Raw genomic sequence first — 13,194 nt, 5'->3', positions numbered from 1 at the left:
ACGCACCGCAACTATGTGCCGATTTCTGCACCCTGTCAAAAGCCACCGAACCCGTCGCTGAGGATCGACGGTTCGCGTCGCCCGTGGCAGCCGCTGCGGGGACAGATGCGACAGGCGGGACCGACCTCGTCAATGGGCAGGACCGGGTCGGACGGCGCGTCCGGAACGGGCAGGATCAGCATCGTCGCCTCAAGCAGCGGTGGGGTATTCAACATGGCCGGCCCCACCGGCTCGGCCGCCGCGAGACAGTCAAAAACGGCGCTGTTGCGGGACGGCATGCGCACCCGGGCCCGGATCACATGACCGGGTTGCCCCATGACCTGAAACAGGGGCCACAACGGACAGGCCGCGCCGTGACGTGGAATGGCAAAGCCGTCCACGTCCTTGCGAAACAGCAGGCTGCCCGCCCGGTCCGCCACCACGATCCCTGCCCCCAGCGCAGGCGACGCCGCCAGACGGCGCATGATCTGCGGGACCGACACGCCAAACCGATTGGCAAGCGCAATCACATCCGGCCCCAGATCCTCGATGGCTGCGGTCAGATCCGCCATCGACACCCGCGCACTGTCCTGCGCCACGCGTTCAAGAACCGCCCGCGCCAGTTGCCGCGACTGGGCCGAAGCAAGTTCGGGGGCCTGCGCAATCAGGCCGTCCACATCGCCCGTACCCGCTTCGAGCGTTTCAAACCCGTAGGCATGGGCAGCCAGAAACTGCGCCACCTCTTCCTGCGGTGACCCCGATGGCGCCGCCTCGCCGGTTTCGGCATCAAGGAACCCCACCAGCGCCTTTGAACTTTGGGCAAGGCGTCGGCTGTCGGCGTCGATATTGGCGTGAAACCGGTCCCGCCATTCGGCTGTGATGCTTTTGTCCTCGGCCAGGATAGACGCGGTCGACCGGATGGAGGCCGCGGTGGACAGCACCTCGTGCACCGAGGCGGCCAGTTCCGGGTCATGGGCCAGCCGGTCGCTGAGTGTTTCGACGGTGCGTTCCAGATCGGCGATCTTGCGGTGCGCTGTGGCCAACGCATCCGCCCATCCGGGGAAACGACCGGCAAATTCTTCGGCCCTTGCAGTTTCGTCCTCGGCCAGGCGCACCCGTTGGGCCGCCTCCTGCAAGGAGGCCACCAGGGCCGCCTCTGCCCCCTCGCTCAGAACGGTGGGTTCGACGTCCAATGCGGACGCGATATCCAACAGCAACTTGCCGCCGATTCTGCGGCGATTGTGCTCGATCAGGTTCAGATACGAGGCTGAAATCCCGATCTGACGTGCCAGATCGGACTGTTTCAGACCGCCCATGATCCGCCGTTCGCGTATCCGTGTGCCCGTCAATGCATCGCGCGCCATGGCCCGTCCCGTCCCTTTGCCAGTCATTTCAACGCGTTTCTGCGCTGCGACATAAGAAAGTTTACAAAGTATACCGTCGTATTGTGCAATTGTTTACAAAATAATCGCGCAAAACAAAGGGTTTATTGCGCAATTTTCCAATCACAAGCGATAGTACGTTTGCACTCTGTGCGCGCGCCGTCCAGTTGAGGAGCAGGACAGCGCATTTCAACAATTGGGAGGATATTCATGTCCAAAATGAATCTGACGCGTCGTGGCGTGCTGAAAACCGGTGCCATCGCGGGTGCCGGCGTTGCCGCACCAACGATCTTTACGGCGCAGTCGGCCGCTGCTTTCACGAACGAGCCCACGGGTTCCAGCGTGACATTGGGCTTCAACGTGCCGCAAACCGGCCCCTATGCTGACGAAGGTGCCGACGAACTGCGCGCCTATGAACTCGCGGTCGAGCACCTGAACGGTGGCGGCGACGGCGGCCTGATGAACACCTTCTCGTCCAAGGCCCTGCAGGGCAACGGCATTCTCGGCAAGAAAGTCGAGTATGTGACGGGCGACACGCAAACCAAATCCGACGCGGCCCGTGCCTCGGCCCGGTCGATGATCGAAAAAGACGGCGCCGTGATGATCACGGGCGGTTCGTCCTCGGGTGTGGCCGTGGCCGTGCAAGCACTCTGCCAAGAGGCTGGCGTGATCTTCATGGCGGGTCTGACCCACTCGAACGACACCACCGGCAAGGACAAGAAGGCCAATGGCTTCCGCCACTTCTTCAACTCCTACATGTCCGGTGCGGCACTGGCGCCGATCCTGGCCAACAACTACGGCACGGACCGCAAGGCCTATCACCTGACCGCCGACTACAACTGGGGCTACACGACCGAAGAAGCCGTGCGCACCTCGACCGAAGCCATGGGTTGGGAAACCGTCGCCGCAGTGAAAACGCCGCTGACACAGACCGACTTCTCGTCCTACATCGCGCCGGTTCTGCAATCGGGTGCCGACGTTCTGGTTCTGAACCACTACGGCGGCAACATGGTGAACTCGCTGACCAACGCGGTTCAGTTCGGCCTGCGCGACAAGCTCGTGAACAACAAGAACTTCGAAATCGTTGTTCCGCTCTACTCCCGCCTGATGGCGAAGGGTGCGGGTGCCAACGTGAAGGGTATCTTCGGGTCCACCAACTGGCACTGGTCGCTGCAGGACGAAGGCTCCAAGGCGTTCGTGCAATCCTTCGGCACCAAGTACGGCTTCCCGCCGAGCCAGGCCGCGCACACCTGCTATGTTCAGGCCCTGCTTTATGCGGACGCCGTGGAACGGGCCGGTTCGTTCAACCCCTGCGCAGTCGCCGAGGCCCTGGAAGGCTTCGAATTCGACGGCATGGGCAACGGTCCGACGCTCTATCGCGCCGAAGACCACCAGTGCTTCAAAGACGTGCTGGTCGTGAAAGGGAAAGAGAACCCGACATCCGAGTTCGACCTTCTCGAGATCGTGGAAGTCACACCGGTCGCGCAAGTCACCTACGATGCATCGATCTTCGGTGGCGAGCTGGGTTCGTGCAACCCCGGCGCGTAAGCCACTGAAAACATTGGGAGGGCCCCCAGCCCTCCCAAACTGTCCCCGCGGGGACACGTTCTTCCCCTAACCAAAGGTCAGGCCGATGGAAGCGATCATCCTTCAAATTCTAAACGGGCTCGACAAGGGCTCGGCCTATGCGCTGATTGCGCTCGGGCTCACACTGATTTTCGGCACCCTGGGCGTTGTGAATTTTGCCCACGGGGCCCTGTTCATGATTGGTGCGTTCTGCGCCGTGACGCTCAGCCGGATCATCTCGGCCAGCCATACGGTTATTGATGACACGCAAACGGACTTTCTGGGCAACCCGCTCAAGGTGGATGTACCTTACGTCTATGACTGGTTTGGGCAGGCCACCGGTGATGCCATCATCGATTGGGCGGTGCCACTGTCGATCCTGTTTGCCATCCCGGTGATGATCGCCATCGGGGTCATCATGGAACGCGGCCTGATCAAGCATTTCTACAAGCGCCCCCACGCGGACCAGATCCTCGTGACGTTCGGCCTGGCCATCGTGCTGCAGGAGATCATCAAGTATTACTACGGCGCCAACCCGATCCCGACCCCTGCCCCATCGGCCTTTGTGGGCTCGTTCGATTTCGGCACCATGCTGGGCTTTGAAGCCAACCAGATCATCTATCCCTATTGGCGGATCATCTACTTTGCCTTTGCCGCCATCATCATCGGCGCGGTCTTTGCCTTCCTGCAATTCACCACCTTCGGGATGGTCGTGCGGGCCGGTATGGCCGACCGCGAAACCGTGCAGCTGCTGGGCATCAACATTGACCGCCGCTTTACCCTGATGTTCGGCATCGCAGCCGCTGTCGCTGGGCTTGCGGGTGTGATGTACACGCCCATCAACTCGCCCAACTACCACATGGGCATGGACTTTCTGGTCCTGAGCTTCGTGGTGGTCGTCGTGGGCGGCATGGGTTCGCTGCCCGGCGCTGTCGCTGCGGGCTTCCTTCTTGGCATTCTCGAAAGCTTTGCGTCGATGCGCGAAGTGCTGAACGTGCTGCCCGGCCTGAACCAGATCATCATCTACCTGGTCGCTATCATCATTCTGTTGACCCGTCCTCGGGGCCTTATGGGCCGCAAGGGCGTGATGGAGGAATAATCCATGTTCGGACTGGACAAAAAAGACACCCGCCTGCTGATCCTGGTCGCCCTTCTGACCATGGCAGCCCCCTTCCTGCTCAACCCCTTTCCCGAGGGGTCCGGCATGGCACAATTCAACGCGGGTTACCCCGACCTGATGCAGCGGTTTGTGATCTTCGGCATCTTCGCCATCGGGTTCAACATCCTGTTCGGCCTGACAGGGTACCTGTCCTTCGGGCACGCCGCCTTCCTGGGTGTCGGGTCCTATGCCGCGATCTGGATGATGAAGCTGCTGACCATGAACGTCATTCCGGCCGTGATCGTGTCCGTGATCGTCGCGGGTGTCTTCAGCCTTGCGGTGGGTTGGATCAGCCTGCGCCGCTCCGGCATCTACTTTTCGATCCTGACGCTGGCCTTTGCGCAGATGTCCTACTCGCTCGCCTATTCGGTGCTGACACCGATCACGGGTGGTGAAACGGGGCTTCAGCCAAAAACCACCGACCCGCGCATCCTGGACGGCGCACTGGCCGAAGGGGCGACGGCCAAGGCCAACCTGTTCGGTCTGGAAATGGGGTCAAGCATTGAATGGAGCGTGGGCAATTGGCTGTTCACCTTCAACGCGGGCTACTATGTGGCGGCCATCGTCATGCTGCTGGCCTTCTACATGTCCATCCGCATCTTCCGCTCGCCCTTCGGCATGATGCTGCGGGCGGTCAAATCGAACCAGCAGCGCCTGAACTACACCGGCCTGAACGCCAAGCCCTATACGCTGGCCGCCTTTGTCATCTCGGGCATGTATGCCGGTCTGGCCGGTGGCCTGATGGTGGCGATGGACACGCAAGTAGGCGCAGAGCGCATGTTCTGGACGGCCTCGGGCGAAGTGGTGCTGATGTCCATTCTGGGCGGTGTCGGCACGCTGATCGGCCCCGTGCTGGGGGCTGGTGCGATCAAGTACATGGAAAACATCCTGTCCAAGATCAACTCGGACATCCTGCACACCTGGTTTGCCTTCCTGCCCGATGGGCTCGAGGATTTCGTGGTCACGCTGGTTTATCCGTTCATCGGCAAGGGCTGGCACCTGACGCTTGGCCTGATCTTCATGTTGGTCGTGATCTTCCTGCCCGGTGGCTTGGTCGAGGGTGGACAACGCATTGCGCGCCTCTTTGGCCGCAAGAAGACGTCGACAGACACGCCTGACGGCAAAACCACGCCTGCGGAATAAGGAGAGAGACCAATGGGTATCCTTGAAGTCAAAAACGTGGGCAAACGGTTCGGCGGTCTGCAAGCGCTGGGGGACGTGAACCTGAGCGTGGCCGAGAACACGGTGCATGCCATCATCGGGCCAAACGGCGCGGGCAAGTCCACCCTGCTGAACTGTCTGGTGGGCAAGCTGATCCCCGACACCGGGTCGGTCATGTTCGACGGGCAATCGGTGCTGGGGCGCAAACCCTACGAGATCAACCAGATGGGCATCTCCCGGGTGTTTCAGACGCCTGAAATCTTTGGCGATCTGTCGGTGCTTGAAAACATGATGATCCCCTGTTTCGCCAAGCGGGACGGCGCGTTCACACCCAACGCCTTCATCAGCATGATGAAGGACAAGGAAATCGTGGAACGGGCCGAGCAGATGCTGGAAGAGATGAACATGGCGGACGCCCGCAACGACAATGCGGCGACCATGTCGCGGGGCAACAAGCGCCGCCTCGAGATCGGCATGTGCCTTGCGCAGGAGCCACGCCTGTTGCTGCTGGACGAACCAACAGCGGGCATGGCGCGCGCCGATACCAACAACACCATCGACCTTCTCAAGCAGATCAAGGACGACCGGGATATCACCATCTCGATCATCGAACATGACATGCACGTGGTGTTCAGCCTGGCCGAACGGATCACCGTTCTGGCGCAAGGCACGCCGCTGGTCGAAGACACGCCCGACAACATCAAGGGTCACCCCAAGGTACGCGAAGCGTATTTGGGCGAATCCCAGGATGCGGCATAAGGAGCTGATGAGATGAACGTCAAACCTGACTTTTCGAAGGGCAAGAACCACGCCGCCACGGCCCCCGCCTTTTTGTCCGTGTGGGACATGCACGCCTATTACGGCGAAAGCTACATCGTGCAGGGCATCAGTTTCAACGTGCACGAGGGCGAGATCCTGGCCCTGCTGGGCCGCAACGGGGCGGGCAAGACCTCGACCCTGCGGTCCATCGCGCGGATTGGCGACCCCGAGGTGACGCATGGTGAAATCTGGCTGGATCACCAACCGCTGCACAACATGGCGAGCCACGAGGCAAGTCAGGCCGGCCTGGGTCTGGTTCCGGAAGACCGCCGCATCATCCCCGGCCTGACGGTCGAGGAGAACCTGAAGCTGGCGCAGATTGCCCCGCCCATCGGCTGGTCCATCGAACGGCTTTACGATCTGTTCCCGCGCCTGGGCGAGCGCCGCACGCAAGAGGGCACAACCCTGTCGGGCGGCGAACAACAGATGTTGGCCATTGCCCGTGCACTGGCCCGCGACATCAAGGTGCTGCTCTTGGATGAACCCTACGAAGGTCTGGCCCCTGTCATCGTCGACGAGATCGAAAAGACCCTAACCGTGATCAAGGAGCAGGGAATCACAACCGTGATCGTGGAACAGAACGCCGTGCGTGCCCTGCAATTGGCGGACCGCGCAGTGATCCTGGACACGGGCGGAATTGTGTTTGACGGGACCGCTGCCGAAGTGCTCGAAAACGAAGAACTGCGGGCCGAGTACCTCGCCATCTGACGACGGATCAGTCAAAAAGGGGTACAAAACCGGCCATCCACATGGCCGGTTTTTTCTTGCCCGCCCCGCTTTCACCGCATCTGGACCATTGCGGACGCACCATTGATGTGTCAGGGCGCTTTCCTCTGCGTCACTGCACGGTTATAAGCGGCGCGGAGCATGAAGGGCCGCGCATGGGACTGCGCGGCAACGACCAAACGGTTGAGGACAAGAATGACAAAGAGCAACCATGACGCCGACGTGGCCTTTATCCAGGCCCTGGCGGAACTGCTGCGCGAAAATGACCTGACGGAATTGCAGGTCAAACGCGAATATGGCGAAGACGACAGCCTGAACGTACGCGTATCGCGCCAGACGGCACAACAGATCGTGACGCAGGTCGCGGCCGCGCCTGCCGCCGCAGCGCCCGCACCGGCAGCACCAGCCGCGGCGCCCGCCGCCGATGCCGCCGAGGCGTCCTCCGATCCCGCCAGCGACCCCGGCGCCGTGACATCGCCCATGGTCGGTACCGTCTATATGCAGGCCGAACCGGGTGCACCGTCCTTTATCAAGGTCGGCCAGCAGGTCAGCGAAGGCGACACGCTGCTGATCGTCGAGGCGATGAAGACCATGAACCACATCCCTGCCCCCCGCGCAGGCACGGTCAAGCGTATCCTGGTCGAGGATGGCGCCGCCGTTGAATTTGGCGCCCCGCTTGTGATCCTCGAATAAGGATCTGGCCATGTTCAACAAAATCCTGATTGCCAATCGCGGAGAGATCGCCCTGCGCGTCATCCGCGCCGCGCGAGAGATGGGCATCGCGACCGTCGCCGTGCATTCGACCGCCGACGCTGACGCCATGCACGTGCGTATGGCGGACGAATCCGTCTGCATCGGTCCACCCGCCTCTCCCCAATCTTATCTCAGCTTTCCTGCAATCATCTCGGCCTGCGAGATCACGGGCGCCGAAGCCATCCACCCAGGTTACGGATTCCTGTCGGAAAACGCCCAGTTCGTGCAGATCGTCGAAGATCACGGCCTGACCTTTATCGGCCCCACCGCCGAACATATTCGTGTGATGGGCGACAAGATCACCGCCAAGGACACCATGAAAGCACTGGGTGTGCCCTGCGTGCCCGGTTCTGACGGCGGTGTTGCGACCTTGGACGAGGCCAAGGCGCTGGGTGACGAGATGGGCTATCCCGTCATCATCAAGGCGACTGCCGGCGGTGGCGGGCGCGGCATGAAAGTGGCGCAAACCGCCGCCGACATGGAAAGCGCATTCATGACCGCGCGGGCCGAGGGCAAGGCTGCGTTTGGCAATGACGAAGTCTATATCGAGAAGTACCTGACCACACCGCGCCATATCGAAATCCAGGTCTTTGGCGATGGCAAGGGGCGTGCAGTGCATCTGGGTGAACGGGATTGTTCGCTGCAACGCCGTCACCAGAAGGTGTTCGAAGAAGCCCCCGGCCCCGCCATCAGCGCCGAGGAGCGCGCCGCCATCGGCAAGGTCTGTGCGGATGCGGTGGCCAAGATCGACTATATCGGCGCAGGCACAATCGAATTCCTGTACGAGAACGGCGAGTTCTATTTCATCGAGATGAACACCCGTTTGCAGGTCGAACATCCAGTGACCGAAGCCATCTTTGGTGTCGATCTGGTGCGCGAGCAGATCCGCGTGGCATCAGGCATGGAAATGTCTTTCACCCAGGATGATCTTGAGATCAACGGCCACTCGATCGAAGTCCGCCTGAACGCGGAAAAACTGCCCAATTTCTCGCCCTCGCCGGGTCGGATCACCCAATATCATGCGCCGGGCGGCCTGGGTGTGCGGATGGATTCCGCGCTGTATGACGGGTATGCAATTCCGCCCTATTACGACAGCCTGATCGGCAAGCTGATCGTGCATGGCCGCGACCGGGCCGAGGCATTGGCCCGCCTGAACCGCGCGCTGGGAGAGTTGATCATCGACGGGATCGACACAACCGTGCCCCTGTTCCACGCGCTTTTGGCGGAAAAGGACATCCACACCGGCGACTACAACATTCACTGGCTGGAAAAATGGCTGGATGCGCAGGCAGAGTGAAATTTTGCGCGTGATCTGACAAGGGATCGCTGCGGCGGTCCCTTTTTTATGTCGGCACACCGGCGTAAGGTGGCACCAACCCCGGTGGATCCGCTTATGAAAGACGACATCCGACTGACCCCTGACCTGCTGTTGCAGGGCTATGCTGCGGGCATCTTTCCCATGGCGGAATCGCGCGACGATCCAGAGGTGTTCTGGGTCGATCCGCGCTTGCGCGGGGTGATGCCGCTGGACGGGTTTCACATGTCCCGGTCCCTGGCGCGCGCGATGCGACGCACGCAGTGGACATTGACGATGGACGCCGATTTCGAAGGGGTCGTCGATGGCTGCGCGGACCGGATCGATACATGGATCAACCCCGAGATACGACGCCTGTATCTGGGCCTGCACATGCGCAAACAGGCGCGGTCATTTGAAATCTGGGATGGTACGCGGCTGATTGGCGGCGTCTATGGCGTTGTTCTCAAGGGCGCGTTTTTTGGTGAAAGCATGTTTTCGCGCGCCACGAACGCATCAAAGATGGCGCTGGCCGCCGCCGTGGATCACCTGCGCCGGGCGCAGTTCACTCTGTTTGACACCCAGTTTTTGACGACACATCTGGCCAGCCTGGGCGCTGTGGAAATCACGCGGGCGGCGTATCACGCGCGGCTGGAACGTGCGTTGAATGTGCATGATGCCGACATGGGAGCAGTGCCTGTCAGCCCCCTTCAGGAGGTGGTGCACCGCATGACCCAAACGTCATAGCGGGGATGTTCCATCGCGTTCAGCGCGGGGGCGGAGGCGATCATCCACCCCGAAAACACCACGCCTTCGCGTCCGGTTTCGGTGATCTGCAACCCGGCATAGGCATTGCCCGACGGGTTGCCCGCAGGATAGCGGCATTCGGTCAGCGTGATGTTCAGACGTTCAAAGCGCACGGTGCGCCCGGCTAGCATCTCGATATCCACCACTTTGCCACTGAACTTGTCGAGGCCACGCAGCACCGCGCCGGGCCCGTTTTCCGTGGTCTGCTGCGCAGCAAGGCCAGTGCCAAGCAGCACCGCCGCCAGCGCCGCGACAACGGCGGCGCGCGCCCTCATCCCTCTTCGCCCCCCGAGACAAAGCGCAAAAGCAGGGAAATCAGGCTGACAGACCCTTGGGTGTCCGTGATTTCGTCGCCTTCTTCGAAATAGAATGGCGACCCGCCGGGCACGATTTCCACGAAATTGCCGCCCAACAGCCCTTCGGAGCTGATGATAATGGCGCTGTCATCGGGTATCTGCGTGTCTGCGCGCACAGACACCACCGTGTCGGCGCGGTAGGTTTCGGGGTTCAGTTCGACTTGCGATACCGTCCCGACCTTTACGCCGGCCAGCCGCACGTCCGTGCCGACATTCACACCTTCGAGGCTGCGAAAGCTGGCGGTCAGCGGGTATGCGGACCCCGTGTTCGAGCCCAGGCCCGCGACCTGCGCGCCATAGACGGCAAACCCGATGGCCGCAGCCAGAACGACCCCACCCACCAGCACTTCGGTCGTGTTTTCGGCCATTTATTCGGGTGTCCAGGCTTCGTAATCGGACCGGTCCGCAGGGTCCGGGCGCCGGATCGAACCTGCGGGCGCATAGGCCATGGCCGTGCCGGTCAGGTTCGGCTGGTGTGGCTTTTCCCAGTCCTTGCGCCTGAGCGGCTTTTCGGTCGGAGGTTCGTCCCAGGTGCGATGCAGCCAGCCGTGCCATTCGGGGTCCACGCGGCTTGCCTCGGCCTCGCCATTGTAGATGACCCAGCGCCGGGCATCGTCCCGCGTCTTGTAGAACACGTTGCCCTGGCTGTCTTCGCCCACTTTCACGCCTTTTCGGGCGGTGAAAAGCTGCGTGTTCAGCGTCTGGCCGTTCCACCAGGTGACTGCGCGCAAAAGCGTATTCAGAATGCCCATGTCTTGCCTCCGACGTTTGTGTCAGTCTATGCCGCAATCGGTTCGGCACGTCCAGTGGCACAGGCGCCGCACTCGAAAACTGACATTTCAGTCACAAAGTTTTTTCTGGAACTTGCAACTCCAGCGCGCAATTCATGAAGACAAAAGTAACGATCGGGCACAGTTTTGAATTCGGTATCCAAAATCGAAGGGTCTGTTGACGCGCCGGACATCGCCGCGACCAGTTTCGGGGTTCATGTGCCGGTGTCCCCTTTTTTGAACGAAACGCGCATTCGGCGGATGAATGCCGGTCGCTATGAGGGCGAGGAAATTGCCGGCGCGCTGGCCGTGGTTCGACCGGGCGACCGGGTGCTTGAATTGGGGGCCGGTCTGGGTGTGGTTGGCGCGGTCATCGCAAGGAACGCACAACCCGATGCCGTGCTGTCGTTCGAGGCAAACCCCAATCTGATCCCCCATATCGAAGCGCTGCACCGCCTGAACGGATTGGAAGAGGTGATGGAGGTGCGCCATCAGGTCGTGACCGCCGGGCCCAACCAGCCCCAACACATGACATTCCACCTGCGCAATTCGTTCCTTGGCTCGTCCCTCATTGATACGCCGCGGCGCCAGACCACCGCCGTGGATGTGCCCACGGTCCCCTATGGTCGGGTGATCAACACATTCCGACCTGATGTTCTGATCATGGACATCGAGGGGGGCGAACTGGACTTGCTGCGCCATGCAAATCTGCGTGGAATCCGGGCCATCGTGATCGAATTTCACCCGGACGCGTATGGCAAGGAAGGTGTGCGCGAATGCAAGGACATCCTCAAGCTGGCGCATTTCGAACGCAATGACGCGGTATCGACCCGCTTTGTCTGGACCTGCACGCGCGACGACGTCTGGACGCATCCCGATGCAAGTTGGCCGGACCCGTCTGGCGGATGGTCCGAGCGGATCCAGACATGCGAAAACGCGATTATCAAACCCAGCGAAACAAGTGGTTTCATCAGCCATTCGGGCGTTCAGACCGCCCAAGGGCGTGATGTGCCCATCGCGGCGCATTGGCGGAATAAGCGTCGTTCAACTTTGCCGTTCAAGCGGCTGAAAACTCAAGCAAATCCGTTGGATGGACGGTGGGTCTGGGGCGGTGTGCTGTACAGCAACTTTGCCCATTTCATCGCCGAATCGCTGGGACGTCTTTGGGCCCTCGACGTGGTGCAGGGAGAGATCGACGGCATCGTTTTCGTGCCGCGCCGCCCCGGAGGCGCCACCGAATGCAAATCGTTCCAGACAGAAATGTTCAAAGCCCTGGGCGTGGATGTCCCGATCAAGGTGGTGGATCAGCCGCATCAGGTGGGCGAGTTGATTGTGCCCGGGCAGGGATTTGGCCTTGGGGCTATTATTGCGGGCACGCCGTCCTACCGGCGGTTCCGCGACGCGCGCTTTGCCCGTGACATCGCACCAGAGGGCGGGGACAAGCTGTATATCTCCCGCTCGCAACTGCCGTTTGATCGGGGTGTGCTGCTGGGCGAGCAAGAGATCGAAGCGCATTTGCAGGCCGATGGGTACGAGATTTTCCATCCGCAGAAGCATACGATTCCGGAACAGATTGCACGTTACAAGGCGGCGCGTCATGTGGTGTCCTGCGACGGGTCTGCCCTGCACCTGCTGGCATTTTGCGGGATGCGCGACCAGCATGTCGCCATGATCATGCGGCGTCAGTCGACCGCCAGCACCATGATCGAACGGCATTTGACATCCTTTACCGGGCGCGCACCGTTGGCGATCAAGGCGCTCAAGACCACGTGGGAGAACCCGATCTCGCACCGCGCCCGGATGGCACTGGGCGAGCCGGACATGGCACAGGTCCAGACAGCTTTGGCAGAGGGCGGGTTCATCGCGCCCGGTGGTGCGCCCTGGGAAGACCTTGATCCCGACATGGTGCAAGCCACGCTTGCAGAACGGTTTGAAACAGCGCGCTAGGCGTCTGGCATCATCGCGGTAACTTCAATCTCGATCCGGTCTTCGGGCGTGATCAGGCCGCATTCGATCATGGTTGCCGCAGGCGGGTTGTCCCCGAACGCCTCCCGCAGCAAGGGCCAACAGGGCGGAAACTCGTCCCGGTCCGGCAGCATGTAGGTCACTCGTACCACATGGCTGAAATCGGCACCGAACTCGGCCAGGGCCTTGCCAATGATATCCAGCGCGGAAGCGCATTGTTCGACAGCCGTGGTGCCGTGCCCGACGGTGCCTGCCACGTGAATCCATCCACCCGCCGCGACCGCCCGGCAATAGCCGACCTTGGGTTCGTATTCGCCCCCGGAATGGATGCGCTTGATCATCGACATGGGTGCCCCCTTTTCTGCGATTGGGCGCAGAACGCGTGCGCCCTGCGAACTTCCCTTCAGACAAAATTGAAAAAGGCGGGTGTGACACCCGCCTTCGGTTTCCATCGTCT

At 61.2% G+C, this 13,194-nt stretch carries 14 protein-coding genes; 9 read left to right on the top strand and 5 right to left on the bottom strand.

Translation table 11 applies throughout. The features are described from left to right. Positions 1-35 precede the first annotated feature (35 nt). Positions 36-1,343: a helix-turn-helix transcriptional regulator gene (locus tag Q0844_RS00785; RefSeq protein WP_299041075.1), complete on the bottom strand. Its 1,308-nt coding sequence runs from the start codon at positions 1,341-1,343 to the stop codon at positions 36-38. A gap of 228 nt (positions 1,344-1,571) precedes the next feature. Between Q0844_RS00785 and Q0844_RS00780 the strand changes: the two genes are divergently transcribed. From Q0844_RS00780 to aat, 8 genes are all read left to right on the top strand, one after another. Beyond that, complete coding sequence (locus Q0844_RS00780; protein ID WP_299041074.1) at positions 1,572-2,909, top strand: substrate-binding protein; 1,338 nt, start codon at positions 1,572-1,574, stop codon at positions 2,907-2,909. Positions 2,910-2,994: 85 nt separating this feature from the next. Then, positions 2,995-4,026, top strand: coding sequence for a branched-chain amino acid ABC transporter permease (locus tag Q0844_RS00775; protein ID WP_299041073.1), 1,032 nt, complete (start codon positions 2,995-2,997; stop codon positions 4,024-4,026). A 3-nt stretch (positions 4,027-4,029) separates the two neighbouring features. After that, complete coding sequence (locus Q0844_RS00770) at positions 4,030-5,229, top strand: branched-chain amino acid ABC transporter permease (protein WP_299041072.1); 1,200 nt, start codon at positions 4,030-4,032, stop codon at positions 5,227-5,229. A gap of 12 nt (positions 5,230-5,241) precedes the next feature. Continuing rightward, positions 5,242-6,006, top strand: a complete 765-nt coding sequence (locus Q0844_RS00765) for an ABC transporter ATP-binding protein (RefSeq protein ID WP_299041071.1) — start codon at positions 5,242-5,244, stop codon at positions 6,004-6,006. A 12-nt stretch (positions 6,007-6,018) separates the two neighbouring features. Next, complete coding sequence (locus Q0844_RS00760) at positions 6,019-6,774, top strand: ABC transporter ATP-binding protein (RefSeq protein ID WP_299041070.1); 756 nt, start codon at positions 6,019-6,021, stop codon at positions 6,772-6,774. 213 nt (positions 6,775-6,987) lie between these two features. Then, entirely contained in the window at positions 6,988-7,485 is a 498-nt protein-coding gene (gene accB / locus Q0844_RS00755; RefSeq protein ID WP_299041069.1) for an acetyl-CoA carboxylase biotin carboxyl carrier protein, read from the top strand. A gap of 10 nt (positions 7,486-7,495) precedes the next feature. Further along, entirely contained in the window at positions 7,496-8,842 is a 1,347-nt protein-coding gene (gene accC / locus Q0844_RS00750; protein WP_299041068.1) for an acetyl-CoA carboxylase biotin carboxylase subunit, read from the top strand. Between the two features lie 108 nt (positions 8,843-8,950). Continuing rightward, a complete protein-coding gene (aat, locus tag Q0844_RS00745; RefSeq protein WP_299045169.1) occupies positions 8,951-9,586 on the top strand; it encodes a leucyl/phenylalanyl-tRNA--protein transferase in 636 nt (211 codons plus the stop codon). On the opposite strand, the gene Q0844_RS00740 is transcribed toward aat, so the two are convergent. The 3 genes from Q0844_RS00740 to Q0844_RS00730 are packed head-to-tail and all read right to left on the bottom strand — an operon-like array spanning position 9,550 to position 10,754. After that, a complete protein-coding gene (locus Q0844_RS00740) occupies positions 9,550-9,921 on the bottom strand; it encodes a DUF2155 domain-containing protein (protein WP_299041067.1) in 372 nt (123 codons plus the stop codon). The genes aat and Q0844_RS00740 overlap by 37 nt on opposite strands. Next, positions 9,918-10,370 (bottom strand): outer membrane lipid asymmetry maintenance protein MlaD, encoded by a 453-nt coding sequence (gene mlaD / locus Q0844_RS00735; protein WP_299041066.1) that lies wholly within the window; start codon positions 10,368-10,370, stop codon positions 9,918-9,920. Before mlaD ends, Q0844_RS00740 begins: the two co-directional genes overlap by 4 nt. Continuing rightward, entirely contained in the window at positions 10,371-10,754 is a 384-nt protein-coding gene (locus Q0844_RS00730; RefSeq protein ID WP_299041065.1) for an NADH:ubiquinone oxidoreductase subunit NDUFA12, read from the bottom strand. Between the two features lie 279 nt (positions 10,755-11,033). On the opposite strand from Q0844_RS00730, the gene Q0844_RS00725 reads away from it, so the two are divergent. Next, entirely contained in the window at positions 11,034-12,719 is a 1,686-nt protein-coding gene (locus Q0844_RS00725; protein WP_299041064.1) for an FkbM family methyltransferase, read from the top strand. On the opposite strand, the gene Q0844_RS00720 is transcribed toward Q0844_RS00725, so the two are convergent. Then, positions 12,716-13,078 carry a RidA family protein gene (locus Q0844_RS00720; protein WP_299045167.1) on the bottom strand — a complete coding sequence of 121 codons (363 nt, stop codon included), beginning with the start codon at positions 13,076-13,078 and terminating at the stop codon, positions 12,716-12,718. The genes Q0844_RS00725 and Q0844_RS00720 overlap by 4 nt on opposite strands. Positions 13,079-13,194 lie beyond the last annotated feature (116 nt).

Origin of the sequence: uncultured Tateyamaria sp., assembly GCF_947503465.1 — a bacterium.
GTDB lineage: Bacteria > Pseudomonadota > Alphaproteobacteria > Rhodobacterales > Rhodobacteraceae > Tateyamaria.
Note: the sequence above shows the minus strand (reverse complement) of the source record. Positions and strands in the feature narration are given on the sequence as shown.